This is a genomic window from Polymorphobacter megasporae (genome assembly GCF_018982885.2).
GTDB lineage: Bacteria > Pseudomonadota > Alphaproteobacteria > Sphingomonadales > Sphingomonadaceae > Polymorphobacter_B > Polymorphobacter_B megasporae.
This window is the reverse complement of record NZ_CP081848.1, coordinates 3403222-3422465: the sequence shown is the minus strand read 5'-3', so window position 1 is coordinate 3422465 and position 19244 is coordinate 3403222. Positions and strand designations below refer to the sequence as shown.

17 protein-coding genes are annotated in these 19244 nt (G+C 65.5%); 9 read left to right on the top strand and 8 right to left on the bottom strand.

What is annotated here, in order from left to right:
* Positions 1-73 precede the first annotated feature (73 nt).
* The 3 genes from KTC28_RS16030 to KTC28_RS16020 form a co-directional block, all read right to left on the bottom strand.
* Positions 74-2092 (bottom strand): hybrid sensor histidine kinase/response regulator, encoded by a 2019-nt coding sequence (locus KTC28_RS16030; protein ID WP_216709834.1) that lies wholly within the window; start codon positions 2090-2092, stop codon positions 74-76.
* Positions 2089-3576, bottom strand: coding sequence for a DUF7125 family protein (locus KTC28_RS16025; protein WP_216709833.1), 1488 nt, complete (start codon positions 3574-3576; stop codon positions 2089-2091). The genes KTC28_RS16030 and KTC28_RS16025 overlap by 4 nt, the downstream gene beginning before the upstream one ends.
* A 169-nt stretch (positions 3577-3745) precedes the next feature.
* Positions 3746-4084: a hypothetical protein gene (locus tag KTC28_RS16020; RefSeq protein WP_216709832.1), complete on the bottom strand. Its 339-nt coding sequence runs from the start codon at positions 4082-4084 to the stop codon at positions 3746-3748.
* 215 nt (positions 4085-4299) lie between these two features.
* Here KTC28_RS16020 and KTC28_RS16015 point away from each other — a divergent pair, with 215 nt between their 5' ends.
* The 4 genes from KTC28_RS16015 to KTC28_RS16000 all read left to right on the top strand — a co-directional run bounded on the left by KTC28_RS16015 (position 4300) and on the right by KTC28_RS16000 (position 10083).
* A complete protein-coding gene (locus tag KTC28_RS16015; protein ID WP_216709831.1) occupies positions 4300-6078 on the top strand; it encodes an SLC13 family permease in 1779 nt (592 codons plus the stop codon).
* Positions 6079-6127: 49 nt separating this feature from the next.
* On the top strand, positions 6128-7888 hold the full coding sequence (locus KTC28_RS16010) for a chloride channel protein (protein WP_216709830.1): 1761 nt from the start codon (positions 6128-6130) through the stop codon (positions 7886-7888).
* Between the two features lie 657 nt (positions 7889-8545).
* Entirely contained in the window at positions 8546-8710 is a 165-nt protein-coding gene (locus KTC28_RS16005; protein WP_216709829.1) for a tyrosine-type recombinase/integrase, read from the top strand.
* Between the two features lie 509 nt (positions 8711-9219).
* Positions 9220-10083, top strand: a complete 864-nt coding sequence (locus tag KTC28_RS16000) for a helix-turn-helix domain-containing protein (RefSeq protein ID WP_216709828.1) — start codon at positions 9220-9222, stop codon at positions 10081-10083.
* 164 nt (positions 10084-10247) lie between these two features.
* Here the strand turns inward: KTC28_RS16000 and tnpC are convergent, their stop codons facing one another.
* The 3 genes from tnpC to tnpA form a co-directional block, all read right to left on the bottom strand.
* On the bottom strand, positions 10248-11834 hold the full coding sequence (gene tnpC, locus KTC28_RS15995; RefSeq protein WP_219773985.1) for an IS66 family transposase: 1587 nt from the start codon (positions 11832-11834) through the stop codon (positions 10248-10250).
* An 81-nt stretch (positions 11835-11915) separates the two neighbouring features.
* Positions 11916-12278 carry an IS66 family insertion sequence element accessory protein TnpB gene (gene tnpB / locus KTC28_RS15990; RefSeq protein ID WP_255602092.1) on the bottom strand — a complete coding sequence of 121 codons (363 nt, stop codon included), beginning with the start codon at positions 12276-12278 and terminating at the stop codon, positions 11916-11918.
* Positions 12275-12721 (bottom strand): IS66-like element accessory protein TnpA, encoded by a 447-nt coding sequence (tnpA, locus tag KTC28_RS15985; RefSeq protein WP_223132255.1) that lies wholly within the window; start codon positions 12719-12721, stop codon positions 12275-12277. Before tnpA ends, tnpB begins: the two co-directional genes overlap by 4 nt.
* A gap of 127 nt (positions 12722-12848) precedes the next feature.
* Between tnpA and KTC28_RS15980 the strand changes: the two genes are divergently transcribed.
* The 5 genes from KTC28_RS15980 (at position 12849) to KTC28_RS15960 (ending at position 15415) form a co-directional block, all read left to right on the top strand.
* A complete protein-coding gene (locus tag KTC28_RS15980) occupies positions 12849-13169 on the top strand; it encodes a cupin domain-containing protein (protein WP_216708110.1) in 321 nt (106 codons plus the stop codon).
* 26 nt (positions 13170-13195) lie between these two features.
* Complete coding sequence (locus tag KTC28_RS15975; RefSeq protein WP_216708109.1) at positions 13196-14020, top strand: alpha/beta hydrolase; 825 nt, start codon at positions 13196-13198, stop codon at positions 14018-14020.
* A gap of 66 nt (positions 14021-14086) precedes the next feature.
* On the top strand, positions 14087-14506 hold the full coding sequence (locus KTC28_RS15970; protein ID WP_255602091.1) for a carboxymuconolactone decarboxylase family protein: 420 nt from the start codon (positions 14087-14089) through the stop codon (positions 14504-14506).
* 75 nt (positions 14507-14581) lie between these two features.
* Positions 14582-14845 (top strand): hexameric tyrosine-coordinated heme protein, encoded by a 264-nt coding sequence (locus tag KTC28_RS15965; protein WP_216708107.1) that lies wholly within the window; start codon positions 14582-14584, stop codon positions 14843-14845.
* Between the two features lie 36 nt (positions 14846-14881).
* Positions 14882-15415, top strand: coding sequence for a TolC family protein (locus tag KTC28_RS15960; RefSeq protein ID WP_216708106.1), 534 nt, complete (start codon positions 14882-14884; stop codon positions 15413-15415).
* Between the two features lie 141 nt (positions 15416-15556).
* Here KTC28_RS15960 and KTC28_RS15955 read toward each other — a convergent pair whose 3' ends face one another.
* Positions 15557-16813, bottom strand: coding sequence for a TolC family protein (locus KTC28_RS15955; RefSeq protein ID WP_216708105.1), 1257 nt, complete (start codon positions 16811-16813; stop codon positions 15557-15559).
* Positions 16806-19235: an ABC transporter permease gene (locus KTC28_RS15950; RefSeq protein WP_216708104.1), complete on the bottom strand. Its 2430-nt coding sequence runs from the start codon at positions 19233-19235 to the stop codon at positions 16806-16808. Before KTC28_RS15950 ends, KTC28_RS15955 begins: the two co-directional genes overlap by 8 nt.
* Positions 19236-19244: the final 9 nt, after the last annotated feature.

Sequence of the window (19244 nt, the reverse complement as noted above, 5' to 3'; positions counted from 1 at the left end):
AACATATCGACCTCGACGATCGGAGGGTCGAGCAAGTAACCGTCAACGCATTCGAGTGCGCGTCGCTGAGAAGCTAAGATGCAGGCTGCGCCCGGTCGCCGACAACGTCGAGCAGGGCTGCGGCGAGCTCCGACTGCCGGAACGGCTTGGCGAGGACGCGTATTCCCGCCACTTCATACGCGTCGCCGATATATCCAGTGACGATCAGGAGCGGGAGGTCGGGCCATTTCTGATAGACCTGCTCAGCCAATTGCGCGCCGCTCATCCGCGGCATCTTGAAGTCGGTGATCAGCACGTCCGGCATCAGCCCGGCGTTAAGCTTTTCCAGCGCTTCGGAGCCACCCGCAGATTCGGTCACGCCGTGGCCCATGTCCTTGAGCATCGCCTTCGTTGCGCGCCGAACCACGTCCTCATCGTCAACGAGCAAAATGCTCAACGGCGACATGGCGATATCCGCTGCGTCACCCGATGGGCGCCGAATGCCGGGAGCATCGGCATCGGCCAGCGCGAGATAGAAAGACGCAGTCGTGCCCGTGCCAGGCGTGCTTTCCAGTTTGAACGCTCCGCCAAGCTGCGCCGCAAGGCCGTGGACCATCGACAGGCCGAGACCGGTTCCGCGACCCTGTTCCTTGGTCGAGTAAAATGGCTCGACCGCACGCGCCAATATTGCTGGATCCATCCCCATGCCGGTGTCGGCGACCGCCAGGTGAATATACTGGCCGGGCGTCAGCCCGGCGATGGTCTCGCGCGCTGCGTCGATTATCTCGATCGTTATCGTGATCTTGCCGCCTTCAGGCATCGCATCGCGCGAGTTGATGCAAAGGTTCAGGATCGCGAGCTCGAGCTGATTGGGATCGGCGAGCGCAAGGGGAAGGTCATGCCCGGCCTCCACGATCAATTCGCTCGTCGCGCCGATCGAACTGCGGATCAGATCGCTCATGCCCGTGATCAGGTCGGCGACGTCGACCGCGCGGGTTTCGAGGACCTGGCGGCGGGCAAAGCCGAGCAGGCGCTGGACGAGAACGCGCGCGCGTTCGGCGGATTGAATTGCCCCGTCGAGGAGGCGGAGCGTCCGGGCGTCGTCGCCCTGGGTCTTGCGCTGGAGAAGATCGAGCGCACCGATAATCGGGGTGAGCAGGTTGTTGAAGTCGTGCGCGACCCCGCCGGTCAACTGGCCGATCGTCTCAAGCTTCTGCGCCTGATGCAGCTGGTCGAGCGCTTGTTCGTGCGCTTCGGTGCGCTCGGCGACCCGATGTTCGAGATCGGCGGCAAGCTCGCGGAGCGCGGTTTCGGCGGCCTGCTGGGTCGCGATATTAGTATTTGTCCCGAACCAGCGGACGACGGCCCCGCTCGTGTCGCGCACCGGTCGCACCCGGGTCAGGAAGGGTTGATAGACGCCATCGCGCGAACGCAGCGGGAAGGTCATGTCGAGCTCTTCACCGCTCGCGATCGAGTGCTTCCAGCGCGTCAATACGTCGGGCAGGTACGACGGTTCATGGACCGATTGCCAGCCCCAGCCGTCCATCTCGACCGGCGTGGTCCCGGTGTAATCGTACCACTGCTGATTGTACCAGAAGATGGTGCCATCGGCGTCAGCCATCCAGCACAGGGTGGGAATCGAGTTGGCCAGCGTGCGAAATTGCTGCTCGCTCTCGTTGAGAGCGAGCAGGCGGCTGCGCGCCTCATACTGGCGGCGGCGGCCGCGCAGTGCCGAGTGCGTCAGGGTCACCAGCGTGGTCGGGTGGAACGGACGCTCGATCACGGTCACATTACCGAGCAGCTCGAGGTAGCGCGCGGCCGCAGGGTTGCGCTCGATGCCGCCGCCGCGTTCGGTTAGCAGGATGAAGGGGAAGTCGGACCACTCCGGCTGCGCTGCGAGGAAGTCGCTAAGCGGGCTCAGGTCGGTCGATCGAAGTGCTTCTTCGGTCACGAGCGCGAAGCCGGCCCCTGCCTCGATCTGCGCAACAAGGTCGGCAACCGTATCGCAGATCGCACTCGGCACCCGTGCCTCGACCAAGATGGCCTGCGCCAGCACCGCATCGCGGCCGCGCGGCGCGAGCACCAGCCCGCGTTCAGGCGCGGCGGCCGTCAAATTGAGTTATCGAGCAGGATGTTTTCCGTGCCCACGAGGATCGGCACGCCGCGCAGGACCCCCTGAAAATTCGTGAGCGGCTCGCCGAGGGTGATGCCTCGGTGGTCAATCCGGAATTCGCGGATCGAGTCCTCGTGAAACCCGGTTCGTTTCTTGACCACCGACACCGCGCGCCGGACACGGCCAGTCGCTTCGAAATAGCGGAGCAGAATCACCGTGTCGGCGAGGTATGTCACGTCGACCGGCGACTTCATGTCGCCGACAAGCCCATGTTGCGCGACGGTAAGGAATGTCGTCGCGCCCTGCCGGTTCAAATACTGGAGGAGCTCGTGCATGTGAAGGATGAGCGCATTCTCTTCCGGCATCGATGCCTGATAGCCGTTGAGGCTATCGATCACGACAGTGCGAGCCTGATTGACCTCGACGCAACGACGTACCCGCGACGTCAGTTCCCCGGGCGACAGTTCGGCGGCGTCGATCTGCTCGATCAGCAAATTCCCGCTGTTGACCATCTTCTCAAGATCGATGCCGAGGCCGAGGGCCCGCGCGAAGAGAAGGCCGAGCTCCTCGTCGAAGGCGAACATCACTGCCTTCTCGCCGCGGGCTATTGCGCCGACGACGAACGTCAGGGCGAGCAGCGATTTTCCGGTGCCTGCCGGTCCGAGGATCAGCACGCTCGACCCACGCTCCACCCCGCCGCCCAACAGGAGGTTCAGCTCAGGTGACGCGCTGGCCAGCTGATTGCGCTCGAATTCGGACTTGTGCTCGGCAGCCACCAGCCGCGGAAAAACTTCGATGCCGCCGGTGCGGATGACGAAGTCATGGTAACCGCCGCGGTAACGTTGGCCGCGATATTTGACGACGCGGAGCCGCCGCCGCTCGGCGCCGTAATCGGGGGCGAGTTCCTCCAGTCGAATGACCCCGTGAGCAACGCTGTGGACGGTCTTGTCGTTAGCATCCGTGGTCATGTCGTCGAGCAGCAGGACCGTCACGTTTTGCTTCGCGAAATAATGCTTGAGCGCGAGAATTTGCCGCCGGTAGCGTAGCGAGCCTTGAGCAAGCAGGCGGATCTCCGACAGGCTGTCAAGAACCACGCGCGACGGACGGACGCTCTCGAAAGCCTCGAAGATCCGCCGCGTCGTTTCACCGAGTTCGAGATCAGACGAATACAACAGGCTTTGCTGCTGCTGCTCGTCGAGCAGGTTCTCCGGCGGAATGAGCTCGAAAACTTCGATCCCGTCCATCGTCCAGCCATGCGACGCGGCGCTGGCGCGAAGCTCGTCTTCGGTCTCGGACAAGGTGATGTACAGGACCGTCTCGCCGCTCGCGGCTCCAGCCGCGAGGAACTGGATCGCGATCGTCGTCTTGCCGGCGCCCGGGCTTCCCTCGAGCAGGAAGATGCGCCCTCGGGCGAGACCGCCGCCGAGGACATCATCGAGGCCGGTCACTCCGGTGGCAGCGCGGTCAATTCTCGGTATGTCCATTGCCCGGGCCCCGCTCGTTCGATGTTCGTGATCGCTAAGCGAAACCATTGACTTTCGCTAGCGGTGGCCAAGCCGGAACGGCACTGCGTTCGTAATACGCGCGCCGGGCACAATTGGTTCACCGAAACTCATCGGGCACCTCTGGGTGCTGTCACGCTATCGAGATCGATCAGCGCTGTTTCTTTGTCGTCGCGGCGGTAAAATCGGGGTCTTTCTTCGCGATCCAGGCGACGAATTTGCTTACGGCATCGTTTGCCAGCAGGCCGGTCACGTCCATCCCATGCCGCTCGAGTTCGGAGTTCGTGAAGTTGGCGGTCACCGTCTGCTGGCAGATCGGGTGCATCGGCACGACATCGCGTCCGCCACGGCTTTTCGGAACGGGGTGGTGCCATACGATCGTCTTCCCGGTCGGCCGGCCACAGAGCCAGCAGGGCGCCAACACCACCGGCGTCTCGTCTTCGGAAGGACGGGCATCATCCGCGGCGTATTTTGAGTGCTTTCGAGCCATGCTGTTTTCTGGTTCCGGTATTCGGTCGGCCACCACGGACGGTGACGCCGGTAGCGTACACGTGCACCCGGTCGATACCGAGCGAGAATGACCAGCACCGCAATTGCACGTCGTCGTGCCAAGGCGCGGCATGATGACGTCGTGCCTGTACAGAGTGCAATCGCGGCGTCGATCTGTCATCTGAGGACGATGCTTCATGTCCCGCCGATGCCCCGATGACCGCTGCACAGGCGCTTTCCTTTGCCGTAATCGGCGGGGCCGTCGTCGCATTTGCCAGCGGCCGGTTCCGCTACGATGTCGTTGCGCTGGTCGCGCTGGTTATTGGCGTCCTGACGCGCGACGTACCGTATTCCCAGGCGTTTACCGGCTTCACCAGCGACGTCGTCGTGATCATCGCCTCAGCGCTCGTTATCAGTGCCGCCGTAGCGCGCTCGGGGGTCGTCGAGCTCATCGTCACGCCGGTGCTGCCATGGCTGACCACGATTCAGCGCCAGGTCCCCGCGCTCGCCGGTGCGACTGCACTCCTGTCGATGCTGACGAAGAACGTCGGTGCGCTCGCCATCCTGATGCCGACCGCGATCCGCCTCGGACGTGAGCGCAACAGCAGTGTGTCGGCGTTGCTGATGCCGATGGCGTTTATGTCGCTGCTCGGGGGGCTCGTGACACTCGCCGGCACGTCGACCAACATCATCGTCAGCCAAGTCCGCCAGGAGACGCTCGGCAAGCCGTTCCAATTCTTCGACTTCGCGCCGGTCGGCCTTGGCCTGACCGCGGTCGGCCTTCTCGTCGTCTCGGTTGCGTGGCGACTGCTGCCGCGCGACCGTACCGGCAAGGAGCCGCTGAGCGAGGTCGCGGCGCAAACCAGCTATGCGACCGAGGCGACGGTACCGGCGGGCTGGCCGGTGGCGCTCGCGACGGTCGCCGCGCTGGGGCTCGCCCAGGACGGCGTCGCTCTTGCCGCCGTGGTCGGCACCGATGGCGTGCGGCATGAGCCTGACGACGACCTGCCGCTCACTACCGGAACGGTGCTGGTGCTCGAGGCAGACGACGCCGCGCTCGACCGGCTGTTCGCCCGCGTGCCGCTCGCCGGCGCGCGCGCCGCCCGGCCGGTCGAGACCGAGTCGACGCACGAGGAGCTGCGGTCGATCGAGACCGTCGTTCAACCCGAGTCGCTGCTGATCGGCCAGTCGGCGGCGCGGACGGCGTTGCAGGACCGCTATGGTGTGAAACTTCTCGGCGTCGGCCGCAGCGGCACGCGCATCGTCGATCGCCTGCGCGATATCCGTTTCCGCGCCGGCGACGTTCTCATCCTGCAGGCGGGCGAGCGCGCGCTGCCCGACATCCTGCGCGAATTGTCGCTGCTGCCGCTCGCCGAGCGAACCGTGAAGCTGGGCAGCCGGCGGCAGCGCTTCGGACCTGCCGCGATCCTCGCCATCGCCATCATCCTCATCGCGCTCAAGATCGTGCCAGTCGCGCCGGCGTTCTTCGCGGCGGCGGTGGCGATGCTCGTCGTCGGGTCGCTGTCGATGCGCGAGGCGTACGGCGCGCTCGAGCCCGAGGTGCTCATCCTGATCGGCGCTCTGACGCCTTTAAGCGAGGCGGTGCGGCATACTGGGGGCACCGACCTGATCGCGCATGCGCTCGCAGCTGCCCTCGTCGGCGTAACGCCCATGCTCGTTCTCGGGGCGTTGATGCTCGCGTCGATGGCGTGCGCGCCGTTCCTCCACAATGCGCCGACAGTGCTCGTTCTCGGGCCGATCAGTGTCGCGGTGGCGCGCGCGCTGCACCTCAGCCCTGACCCGCTGCTGATGGCGGTCGCCACCGGGGCAGGGTGCGACTTCCTCACGCCGATCGGGCATCAGTGCAATACGCTGGTGATGGGTCCGGGCGGCTACCGCTTCGGCGACTACTGGCGGCTCGGATTGCCGCTGTCGCTGGTGGTCGTCGTGCTCGGCGTGCCGCTAATCGCGTGGTTCTGGCCGCTGACCGGCTGAGCCGCACGACGCCTTCCGCAAACGCAAGGCTTTGCCTATGGCGCACGGCATGGTGACCGTCGCTGCCCCCGTCCTTGCTCTTGGCAACCCGCTCGCGTGGGTCCGGCAGCAGTTTCGCGCGAGTGAGGCGTGGTTTATCGGCCTCGCAGTCATTGTCGGCTGCCTCGCCGGGGCGGCGACCGTGGCCCAAGGCGCGATCGCCCGCACGCTGCAGCACATCCTGTTTTCCCTGCCCTCGTCGACCCGCCTGAGCGGGGTTCCGACGCTTGGGATATTGCAGCTGCTTGTCTTGCCGATCGGCGGTGCGGTGCTGGCGGGGTTCAGTCAGCTCGTCCGGGCACGCCGCCGCCCGCTGGTCGACGCGGTCGAGGCCAACGCCCTCCACGGCGGCCGGATGACAGTGCCGGATTCGCTCGTGGTTGCCGCCCAGACGTTGATCTCGAACGGCTTCGGTGCTTCGGTCGGCCTCGAAGCGGCGTACGCCCAGACCGGCGGTGCGGCGGCCTCGTTCATCGGCCGCAGGCTCAAGCTGCGTCGGGCCGATCTCCGCGCGCTTGTTGGCGCGGGGGCAGGGGGCGCGATTGCGGCAGCATTCGGTGCGCCGCTGACCGGAGCCTTCTACGCCTTCGAGATCGTCATAGGGGCCTATACCCCGTCGACCATCGCGCCGGTCGCAGCGGCGACGGTGGCGGCGACGCTGACCGGACAGGCGCTCGGCTCGACCCCGTACCTGATCGCGTTCGCCAGCGGGGCGCCGGTCCACACCATCGACTATGCCGTCTTCGCCGGGCTCGGTAGCCTGTGCGCAGTGCTCGGCATCGTCCTGATGCGCGGCGTCGCGTTGGTCGAAGCAGCGCTGCATCGGACGCGGGTCCCTATTTGGGCGCGCCCAATGATCGGCGGCTTGTTGCTGATGCCGCTCGCAGCAATTTCGCCGCAGGTCCTGTCGGCCGGACACGCTGCGCTGCGGCTCGACCTCGCCGCCGGCGCGACTTTGGGGTTCATCCTGATCGTCATCCTCGCCAAGAGCCTGGCGTCGATCGTCTCGCTCGGGTTCGGTTTTCGCGGCGGATTATTCTTCGCCTCGCTGTTTCTCGGCTCGCTCGTCGGCCACGCCTTCGCCGACATCGTCAACAGCCTGAGCGGGTACGTCGTCGTCGATCCGACCGGCGCCGCGCTCGTCGGCATGGCAGCGCTCGCCGTCACAGTCGTCGGCGGCCCGATGACGATGGCGATGCTGGTGCTCGAGGCGACCAGCGACTTCGCCCTGACCGGAGCCGTGCTGGCGGCCGCGCTAGTCGCGTCGCTGATCGCACGTGAGACATTCGGCTATTCGTTCTCGACGTGGCGGCTGCACCTCCGCGGCGAGACGATCAAGAGCGCGCGCGATGTCGGCTGGATGCGCACGCTCACCGCTGGCCAGATGATGCGGCGCGAGACCGTGGCGACGTCGCCCGAAATGACGGTCGCCGCATTTCGCGAGCGCTTCCCGCTGGGGGCAACCAGCCGGGTTGTGCTGACCCGCGGCGACGGCACCTACGCCGGCATCGTCGTCCCGGCGCTGGCCTACGGTGCCGACGTGCCCCTCGACGCCCCGGTCGGCACCCTCGCCACCGCCACCGACATCTCGGTCCCGGCGGATGCCGACGTCCGCCGGGTGATGCAGACCTTCGAAGTCACCGAAAGCGAGCAACTCGCGGTCGTCGACCGCGACTGCCATGTCCTCGGCCTCCTGTCCGAGGCCTACGTCCGCCGCCGCTACGCCGAGGAACTCGAAAAGGCCCAGCGCGACATCTTCGGCGAGAGGTAGGGAGCGTCGCGGCCGAAGATCACGACGCTGCAACCCCTGTGATTACACCCGTACCTTATTCTGGTTTCCAGCATCTTCGACTGATTTCCCGCGGCTTGCGTCTTGATGAGCGTGATGAGGAATGCTCATCGATTTGACGTGCTAAAAACCGCTGATTTCAAGGGCGATGCGGTGGGAAAAGATGGGCACACCGTACGCAGCCAGCATTTGGAGACATTATTAAGCAAATAAATGCCGCGAATCGCGACCGGACGGGGAAGTTGGGGTCTGTTCGACGCTATGTGGTCCCCGAAAGTACTGATGCCGCAATGGCTTGGCCACCGCCAAACCAGTCCTCTGCTTGCTAGTTGCAATCTGCACCCTCGAAAGCCGCCAATCACGCTCATCTGACGTACACGGTCGCGCGCAGACGCAACAGCTCGACATCGGGAGACCGCATCTTGTGGGACGATGAGCTGGCCGGGTTCGGCTCCGTTTGCGCAAGCAGGCTGGGGTCACCGGCAGCTGGATCGTCACGCTCAGAAGCTGCGGCGATACGCGTCGCGTGACCTTTGGTTGGACCGAAGACATGGATGCGAGCGGGGCGCGGCGAGGCCGCGACGGCTACTCGCTAGTGCTGCTCTCGACGGGTTGCTCAAGTGCCCGGAGACGCCGGAGGTGCAAACCTTCGAGGCCTATTTCGCCGAACTCTGGCACGACTATTCACGCGATTGGAAGCCCGCGACGCAGAAGACATCGGCGGGTGCTCTCCGCCGCGATCTGCAGCCTTTTTTCGGCGCGATGAACCTCGCCGAGATCGGGAGGAGTAACGTCGTCCGTTGACGCAACGCTTTGCCGGATCGCACGAAGTCGTGTTCAATCGGGCTGTCCCGATCTGCCCGTAATGCTCAACCATGCCGAGCTTCTCGGGTGTCGGCGCAAGGGCGCCAAGGCATTGCTCGGTACAAGCGCGAACTTCCTGAACGTTACCGATCGTCACTCGAATATCTACGGCCAGCGTGTCGGCGTACTCGAGCTAACCGGGAACATCGCGATCTCGCTCCTGTCGAGCTCGAGCCCCAACTGCGACTTTACCGTGAATACTCCGCGTCGACCTCGGCGCGGCGACGCTCAACATAGCCTAGGTCGCTCAGGCGGCAGCAATATTCCAGTCGCAGCTCCTTGTTCGTCCATGAGATCGCCCCGAGCCAAGCCTGCCTCCAAGAAACAGGCTTGAAACAGAGATCATGCCGAACGGGAAATATACGATGTCAGCCGGCCCTAGATGTACTAAGGTTCTATATCGACCTACGGAGCGGCTCGTGTCTCAGAGCGCAACTAGCAACCTCGACATGGCGTATTTCGAGGCACCCGAGACACAGACCATTATCACCAACACACTCGATCGTGGCGTCGTCAGTTTCTCGCGGGTCCGCGCTCTGCATGCATTGGGCTATATTACAACGCCGGTCCGGGAAGATGCCATCATGTTGGGCTTCCAGCACCGCGACCTTCAAGCCGATCTTTTCCTCGATAGCCGCAAGGTCGACGTGCGCGGACCGAATTATGGTGCATTCACGATGTACGATTACCGGCGCGAGTGGGCGTGCTCGATCAACACCGGCTTCGAGGCGACGAACCTCTACGTGCCCCGAGCGGTGCTGGACGCTGCCTCCGACGACGGCCGGTCGGGCGACCTGGTCATCGAGGCCGGCGTCTGCGTCGTCGATCCTGTCATCGCCGGACTCGTGATGGCGCTGGGCGGCGTCTTCGGCGGCAGCAGCCGACCAACGACCCTCTTTCTTGATCATCTCGGCTGGGCGCTGGCCGCGCATTGCGCGAACAATTTCCTCGCTGCCCGCGGGCCCTTGACCGTGCCCACGGGCCAACTTGCGCCTTGGCAATTGCGCATTGCCAAGGACTTGATGGCCTCACGGCTAGACGGTGACATTCGGCTGAGCGAGATAGCTGCCGCCTGCGGCCTGTCGGTCAAGCACTTCGCACGGGCATTCCAGCGGTCGACGGCTTCACCGCCGCACCGCTGGCTGATGCAGCGTCGGATCGAGCGAGCTGAGAGCCTGTTGCTGTCGACGACCCGTCCACTGGCGGCGATCGCACTCGAGTGCGGCTTCACCGACCAGAGCCATTTCACGACGGTGTTCCGGCGGATCGTTGGCGTCCCACCAGGTGCCTGGCGTCACATCAGAAGAAACTGATCGACAGCGCGGCTTTCGTGCAAGTCGAGCGCCTTTCCTGAAAGATCGGGTGGCACCGTCAAGCTAGGTCCCCGAAATGAGACGTACGGTCGGGGCGCCTATTCCATGAATGCTAAAAGTCTTTCGGTCATGCTGCTGCTGCGTAAGCGATGTTTTGAGGCCCTTTAGCTGCGGAAGTTCCAGGGCATGAGCTGATCGAGGTTTTGGCTGGAGTGGCCGCGGGCGAGGCGCTCGAGGGTGTCAGTCAGCCAGGCGAGCGGATCGACGGCATTGATCTTGGCAGTCTCGATGAGGCTGGCGATGACGGCCCAGTTCTCGCCGCCATCGTCGGAGCCGGCAAACAGGGCATTCTTGCGATTGAGGGCAATAGGCCGGATGGCGCGCTCGACGATGTTGCTGTCGAGCTCGACGCGGCCGTCGTCGACGAACAGCGTCAGGCCTGTCCAGCGCGTGGTCGCGTAGCGGATCGCTTCGGCGAGCTTGCTCTTGGCACTGACCAGGCCGAGCCGCGCGGTCAGCAACCGGTGCAGGGCGATGATTATCGGCAGGCTCTGTTCCTGACGGACCGACCGGCGCATGTCCGGCGACTGACCGCGGATCGCGTCCTCGACGGCGTAGAGTGCCTTGATCAGCTGCAGCGCCTCGGTGGCTGTTGGTGAGGCGTCGGCCTTGGCGAGCTCGAAGAACTTGCGGCGCACATGGGCCCAGCAGAACGCCAGCGCCACGTCATTGCGGCGGCCGAGCTTGTTGTAACCGGCATAGCCATCGACCTGCAGGATGCCGCTAAATCCGGCGAGATGCGCCAGTGGCCGCTCGGACTTCCGGTCGGGCGCGTAGATGAATGCCACTGCCGGCGGATCGGCGCTGCCCCATGGCCGGTCGTCCCGCGCATACGCCCAGATCTGCCCGGTCTTGGTACGTCGTCGTCCCGGATCGAGCACCGGTGCCGTCGTCTCGTCGGCGAACAGCCGTGGTCCCCGCTTCAAAACGGCGAGCAGGTGGTTGCGCAGCGGGGTCAGCCACCAGGCAGCCCGGCCAGTCCAGTCGGCCAGCGTCGAGCGGTCGAGGTTGACGCCCTGACGGGCGTAGATCTGGGCCTGGCGGTAGAGAGGCAGATGGTCGGCGTACTTGGAGACCAGCACCTGGGCGACCAGCGCGTCGGTCGGCAGCCCGCCTTCGACGATCCGCGGCGGTGCTGGCGCCTGCACCACCTCGCCTTCGCACGACCGGCAAGCATAGCGCGGGCGGCGCGTTACCAATACACGGAAGCTTGCCGGAACCTTGTCGAGACGCTCGGCCACGTCCTCGCCGATGGCATGGAGGTCGCCGCCGCAGCAGGCGCACTGCTTGCTGTCGACGTCGATCAGCTGCTCGACGCGCTCGAGATGCGCGGGCAGCTGGCCGCGGTTGGTACGGCGCTGCTTCTCGGCCCGCGCCTTGGCCGAACTGGCGGCATCGAGCTTGGCTTCCACCTTGGCGATGGCGATACCGAGATCCTCGAGCACCAGCTCGAACTGGTCGTCGTCGAGCTTCTCCGAACGGGGTCCGAAGCGGTGGCGCATGAAGGCCGCGATGATGCTGTTCAGCCGCGCGATCTCGCCATCGGCCTCGGCCTGGGCGATCGCCCTCAACTCCACGTCGGCGTTGATGCGCTCGACCTCCGCCGTAAGCAGCGCCGTCCTGGCGTTGGCGGCGACGATCATGGCGCGGAGCACCTCTGGATCGTCGGGGAGATCAGCTGCGGCGAGCATGATAGGGGCAGTGAATCACGCGCGCGCACGCGCGTCGAGGACTTCCGGAAAGCCGAGTCAATCTACCGCAGATACAACGCGTTATCCCGCGATCTGCGGTACTCGCGTGCGCCTTGCCTGATGCACGCGGCGCCAGTCCAGGCCTTCGAGCAACGCGCCGAGCTGGGCGGCGGTCACTCGCATCATGCCGTCATGCACCGATGGCCAACTAAAGGCGCCGGCTTCCAGCTTCTTGGCCATCAGGCACAGGCCGGTGCCGTCCCACCAGACCAGCTTTACCCGGTCGGCCTTCTTGGCGCGAAACACATAGACAACACCCGAGAACGGATCGCCGCCGAGCTGGGCTGTCACCAGCGCCGCCAACCCGTCCATCCCCTTGCGAAAATCTACCGGCCGCGTGGCAACCAGCACGCGGGTCGCACCGCTTGGCCCCAGCGCCGTCAACGGCTGCCCTTCAGCGCATCGAGTACAGCAGCGATCAGAGTCGCGTCAGCGCCCCGGCCGATCCGCACCGAAATGCCGTCCATGCTCACCTCGATCGGGGCTGGGCTACTGCCGCGGCGAGCTGATCGGCGACGCTGCTGCCGCTGTGCCGGTAGCGGCGCCGGAGCGGCTTCACGCTCGACGATCGCCGGCACGAACAATAGCGGTTCGGCGCTCTCCACCGGACGGCGCAACTGCCGCCGCCAAGTGAACAGCTGGCTGGGGCAGATGCCGTTGCGGCGCGCCACGTCACAGACGGTGATGCCGTCGCCGGCATAGCTCTCTGCAACGATCCGCGCCTTCTCATCATCGGACCAGGGTCGCCGCCGCCTCGTGCCGGTGAAAACCTCAATCCGCGCCGCACGACCGCCCATCGAGCTAGCATCGTCACATGACATCATCATAGCATCAGCACCGGCAGCCCCAGGGACCAGCAGGACTCGCGCGTTATGACGTCGTCAACAAGGCGGGGTCAGCACAGCGCTTACGCTGCTGCTTGGCGCAGGCTCGTTAGCGTCGGCGGAAGAGCGGGTGACGCCACTTGCCGCTTATGATCTGATGGACGGTGCCAAGCGCTTCAGTGCGGTTGAGGTCACTTTCCTGCCCGGCGCGCGTGCCGCGCCGCACCGGCACGGCAGCGCGTTCCTCTATGCTTATGTGCTGGAGGGCGAGGTTCGCAGTCAGCTGGAAGGCGAGCCGCTGCGAACCTACCGAGCCGGGCAGAGCTGGATTGAGCGACCGGGTGCTCATCATCTGGTCACGGAAAATACGAGTGCCACCCGCCCGGCCCGTGTCTTGGTGACCTTCGTCTCGCAGGGCGGCGAGCCGCTTAAGGTTCCCGACGTCCGATAGAGGCGCATGGCGAGGAGCAAAACCGCATGACTGATCCGCAGAAATTCTTGAGCCGCGACGGGGGCCGTATTGCCTTCCGGCGTTGGCAGCCTGCCGCGGCCGCGCGAGGCATCGTCGTCATCGTTCCGGGATTTAATTCCCATAGCGCCTATTATGAATGGGTTGCGGAGCAGCTGAACCACGACGCCTTATTGGTCTTTGCGATCGACTTGCGGGGTCGCGGACAGTCAGACGGTGAGCGGTTCACGGTCGCGTCATTCGCGGAGTATGTCGGCGACGTCGACCAACTGATCGCGCTTGCCAAGACTCAGGAACCGGGGCTGCCGCTGTTCTTGCTCGGCCACTCGGCGGGCGGCGTGGTCGCGGCGCTATACGCGAGCGAGCGACAGGACGAGTTGCAGGGGCTGATCTGTGAAAGCTTTGCCTACGAGCTACCAGCCCCGGACTTCGCGCTTTCGATAATTAAGGGCCTGAGCCACGTCGCGCCGCACGCGCATGTCCTCAAACTCAAAAATGCGGACTTTTCGCGCGATCCTGCAGCTGTCGCCGCCATGGACGCTGACCCGCTGATCGCGAATGAGGCGCAGCCGGCCGAGACGCTCGCCGCGCTGGTGCGGGCCGATGACCAACTGCGGCAGAGTTTCGGCCGGATCGTCCTGCCGTTGCTCATCCTCCACGGCGTCGAGGATAAGGCCGCCAAACCAAGCGGCAGTCAGTATTTCTTCCGCGCGGCCGGGGCCACCGACAAGACGCTCAAGCTCTACCCTGGGCGGTACCATGACTTGCTCAATGACATCGGACGCGACGAAGTCATCGGCGACATCTCAAACTGGCTCGATCTCCACCTTTAGCCAGTCCTTACGACGGAGGCAGGAATGACGGCACGACTGGACTATAACACCGCCAGCCCGCTTGGCATGAAGGCGCTCGGGCACGTTTATGGATACATCCGGCAATCTGGCCTTGGTGCGGGACTTGTCGACCTGGTCTACCTCAGGGTCAGTCAGATCAATGGCTGTGCCTATTGCATCGATGCCCACACCCGCGACCTGCTCAAGCGTGGCGTCGCACAAGACAAGCTGACGCTGCTTCCAGTATGGCGCGAGGCCGCCGCATTGTTTGGTGGCGAGGAACAGGCGGCGCTGGCCTGGGCCGAGACTGTCACGCGGGTCGCCGTCACCGGCATACCCGATGCGGACTACGAAGCGGCGCATCGCAGTTTCGATCCGCAGCGCCTCACCGACTTGACCATCGCGATCGGCCTGATGAACGCCTTCAACCGGCTCGGCGTCGGCTTTCGGGCTGTGCCGGCCGCCGCCCAGCAAGGCGCGGGCTGATCGCCTCGAAGACGCCGAATATCCCTGTCCGGGGGCCGCCGTATGACCCTCCCATCTCGAAACTGGAGATAGATCGTGACCCAAGTACCCCAACGCCCTCTCATCCCCGAAAACAGCCTGCTGACAAGGACGCCGGAGGACGGCCGGGCGCTCGCTATCATGCTTGCCCGCAACTCAATTCACGCAATGCAGGGTGAGCTGGAGACACTGAAGACAGGTCGTCCTCAGTACGCGCACGATCCCTATGGCCTGATCGCGGCAAGCCATGTCATCGCCGTGGAATTTGCGACGATCGCGGCGGCGAACAACTACTGGCGGCAGCAGCCGCCGGCGTCATGAGATCGCCGCAAACCCGATCCTGTGTGCAGACGGCACATGCGATCTCGTCCGCCGGCCGCAGCGTCTCTACCCGACTTTGAGCTGACCGCCGCGGCGGGATATGTTGCATCCACTCTGCTCGGCAATCCGATCGGCGTATTCGCGCTCGGCGGCAATGTGCTTGCACCGCTCGTCAACGGTGGGCGGTTGCAAGCCCAGCAGCAGATCGTAGCGGCGCGGCGCGATCAGGCATCCTTCAATTATCGCCGGACCGCGCTTGTAGCATTCCGTGAGGTCGATGACGCGCTCGCAGCGGTCCGCCGGCTCGATGAGCAGGAGCATACGATCGTGCTGCAGCGCGTAGCGTTGGCCCAATCCCTTCAGATGGCCACAAACCGCTACCGCGCCGGCTACTCGACGTATCTTGAGCAACTCGACGCACAGCGCGGGCTGCTTACTGCCGACCTCGCGCTGGTGCAGGTTCGCGGCGGTCGGCTGACCGCAGTAGTGACGCTTTTCCAGGCGCTTGGCAGCGGATGGAGTTCAGCGAAACTGCAGGCGAACGCAGCAAACGAACAGCTAAGTCGATGACTATAAGATGCGGTGAAGCGGGATACCTGGTCGTTGGACCGTACGAACGAACGGCGGGAGTCTCGAGCCCAAGAATGCGCTCGGCCGCGAGGATGACCTCATCGCCGATCCGACTCCTTAGCTCCTGCTCGAAAGTGATGGCTAGATCGGAGCTAGGAACAAGCTCACGTCGAGCCTGCCGGTCGCGCGAAGGAGTGCCGCTTCGGCTTCGAGCGCGCGGCTGTGGTCGCCGGCCAGCGCCAGCTGCGCCGCGCGCAGGCTTTCGTCCGCGACCAGAATGTCGAGCGTCGTGCGCAGGCCGAAGGCATATTCGGCGCGAACCCCCTTTAGCGCCAGGTCCGCCGCCTCGACCCGGCCCGCATCGGCCCTGATCCGTGCGCGGGCACCCGCGAGCGCGGCCCAGGCGGCATCGACGCCGCGCAGCGTCTCGCGCTGTTGTGCGTCGGTATCGAACAGGTCGGCCCGATGCGCGGCGCTTGCCTGCCGGACCTGCGAGGCGACCAGCCCCCCGGTGAGCAGCGGCACATGCAGCCCGATCGTCACCGCCGTTGCCAGCGGATAGCTGTGCGCGCCGCCATCGGCGAAGCTCCCCGCATAGCCATATTGCGCCCCGAGCGCGACGCTCGGCGCGCGGTTGGCGCGCGCGACGTCGACCCGCGCGGCGGAGGCGTCGGCGCTGCGCAGGCTCGCCTGCAGCAACGGATTGTCGGCGACGGCGCGGCTGCGGGCCTGGTCAAGCGTGCCGGGGAGCGCCGGCAGCGCTCGTTCGGGCAGCGCCAGTTGGCCCGGATCATGGCCGACGGTCGCGCGGTAACGCGCTGCGGTGGTGATCAGTGTTGCATCGGCATCGGCGAGCGAAGCGACGGCGGAGGCGTGCTGTGCGTCGAGCTGCGCGACATCGGTACGGGTCGAAGTGCCGAGCCGGAAGCGGGCTTGTGCCTCTGCCACCTGCTGCTGCAGCAGCGCGATGTCGGCCTCGGCGATCGCCACCGCCTGCTGGTCGTACAGCAGCTCGGCATATGCGGCGACCACCGCGGTCAGCAACACCGCCTCGCTGTCGCGGACGTTCTGGTCGCCGGCAGCAACGTCGGCCTTGGCGGCGCGGATCGCCGACGGAACACGGTTGCCCGTCCAGATCGGCAGCGCAGCGGCAACAGTCGAGCTCGCGCCGCTGGAGTAGCCGAGCCGGTCATAACCCGCCGAAACATCGGCGGCGGCGGTCAGCCGCCCCCCGGCGCGAGCCTGCTCGACCGTCTCCCCCAGCGCCTGCTGCCGGGCCTGGGCGGCGGCAAATGTCGGATTGGTCGACCGCGCCGCGAGTACCGCCTCGCGCAACGTCTCGGCGGCGGCGTGGGAAGCGACGAGGATCGTGCCGAGCAGGAGCGCCCGCCTAATCATGCCGCAACGCCCATGCCGGGGTCGAGCGCGCCGCCCGTAGCGATTGGGCGAACACCGTCAGCACGGCGATGACGAGCGCCAGCAGTGTCGCCGCGACGAAGAACAGCGGCGAGAGGTCGATCCGGTCGTTGAACCCGGCCAGCCAGGTCCGCATGGCGAAATAGGCCAACGGCCACGCGAACAGGTTGGCGATCAGCACCGGGCGCAGGAACTGCCCGACGAGCAGCCGGACGATGTCGGTGGAGGACGCGCCCAGCGTCTTGCGGATGCCGATCTCCTTCACCCGCCGCGCGGTGTTGAAGGAGGCGAGCCCCCACAGACCGACGCAACCGATGACCACCGCCAGCACCGCGCCGATGGTGAACAGCAGCGCGGAATGGTCGTCGCGTTCATAATATTGGTTGAGCGCCTGCACCACCGTCTTGGCCTGGAACGGCACCTCGGGTGCCTCCTGCCGCCATGCCTGCTGCACCGCCTCGAGCATCGCCTTCGGGTCACCTGTGAAGCGCAATATGGCGATCGGCTGCCGCATGTCGCGCAACTGGAAGTCGTACATGGTCGGTGGCACCGGTGCGCGCGGGCTGGTGAAGCGCATGTCCTCGACGACGCCGATGACCGTGCGTGGATTCTTGCCGCCGACGGTCTTGCCTATCGCCGCCTGCGGGCTGGCGAAATGCAGCGCCGTGACGCCCGAGCGGTTGAGGATGATATTAGAGGGGATCGTTCCATCTTTCCCGACGACGTCGAGGTTGGCGTTGATGTCGCCAGGTCGGGCCGGATCGAACATTCTGCCGGCCACCAGATGGCCGCCGAGCGCCTCGAAGAAGCCGGGCGAAATCTCGAAGAAGGCGATCGTGGGGCCATGGCCCGGCTCCCCGGGAATCTCGACGTTGGTTTGCGCGCCGAACAGGCCGCCGCCGGGGACGCCATTGGCGACCGTGACGGCCTGCGCGGCGGGGAGGGAACGAAGGCGGTGAACGATCGAATCGCGTTGGCCGGCGGTCAGGCTGTCGCTGCCGAGCGAGCGCACGAGCAGCAGGCCCTGCCGGGTGTAACCCGGATCGGCCGAGCGAATATGGTCGGTCTGCGCGACCAACACGCCGGTGCCGATCATGAAGGCGATGGCGATGGCGAATTGCAGCACCACCAGCGCCTCGCGGACCCGTGTCCCCCAGCGGCCGCCCCCGGGCGACCGCGCCGAGGCGAGTACCGCCGCCGCCGGAAACCGCGACAGTACCAGTGCGGGATACAGTCCAGCACCGACCCCGACCAGGATCACCAGCAGCAGCCACGGCAACAGCGTGCCGTCCCAGCCGAAATACTGGATCGACAGTGAAAGGCCCCCAGCGGCATTGACCAGCGGCAGCCCGCTTTCGGCCAGCGCGAGGCCGATCACTCCGGCAATAGCCGCGGTGGCGACCGCCTCGCCGACATAATTGCGCGCGAGGACGGCACGGCTAGCACCCAGCACCTTGCGCATCGCCACCTCGCGCGCCCGCAACCCGGCTCGGGCCGTCGCCAGGTTCACATAGTTGACGGTGGCGATCAGCAGGGTCAGCACGCCGACGATGCCGAGCGTCGTCACCGCGAGCTTTGCACCCGCGGTCTCGAAGTGCACGTCGGCGATCGGCTGGAGCGAGATTTCGAATGTGTTGTCGGGATCGTCTGGGGTTTCGACGCGGCTGTGCCTAGCCGCGACGGCGGTCAACTGGCCGATCACCCGGCTGATGTCAGCGGGGGAAGGCAGCCGGACATAGGTCTGCGCTTCGAAGTAATTCCAGTAATGCGTACTGTTGAATGTGACGGGGGCAGGGGCCTCGGAAATGAGCAGCCGCACCAGCATGTCGAACTCAAGGTCGGTATTCTTCGGCAGGTCGGCGATCACCGCCGCGACGCGATAGGCGTGCGATGCCCCTTCATAGGTGATCGTCATCGCCTTGCCGATCGGGCTCGCCGTACCGAAATATTTCGTCGCTGTTTTTTGCGTCACGACGACGGCGGTCGGGTCGACCAGCGCCGCCGCCAGGTCGCCTGCCACGGTCGGCAGCCGGAAGACGGTGGCGAACGCCGGATCGACCAAGGCGAGCTGTTCCTGCACGCCGATCCCGTCCTTGAGCACAGTGGCGCTTCGGGGCACGAGGCGCGTGCCGACGATGCCGGGCACGTCGCGGTGGACCGCGCTCCACATGGCGATCGGGGAGTATTGGCCCGGCCGGGGATCGAGCGCCTTTTGCCGGGCCTCGACCAAATAGACCTGGTCATGGCCGGGCAGCCAGCGCTCGTAGCTGGTCTCGAAGCGGACATAGAGCCCCAGCACGACGAACACTGCGATGCCCACGGCGAGCCCGCCGATGTTGAGCGTCGCGTAAAGCTTGTGTCGGGTCAGCGAGCGATAGAAGGTAAGGAGCGCGAAGCGGTTCATGCCGTCCCC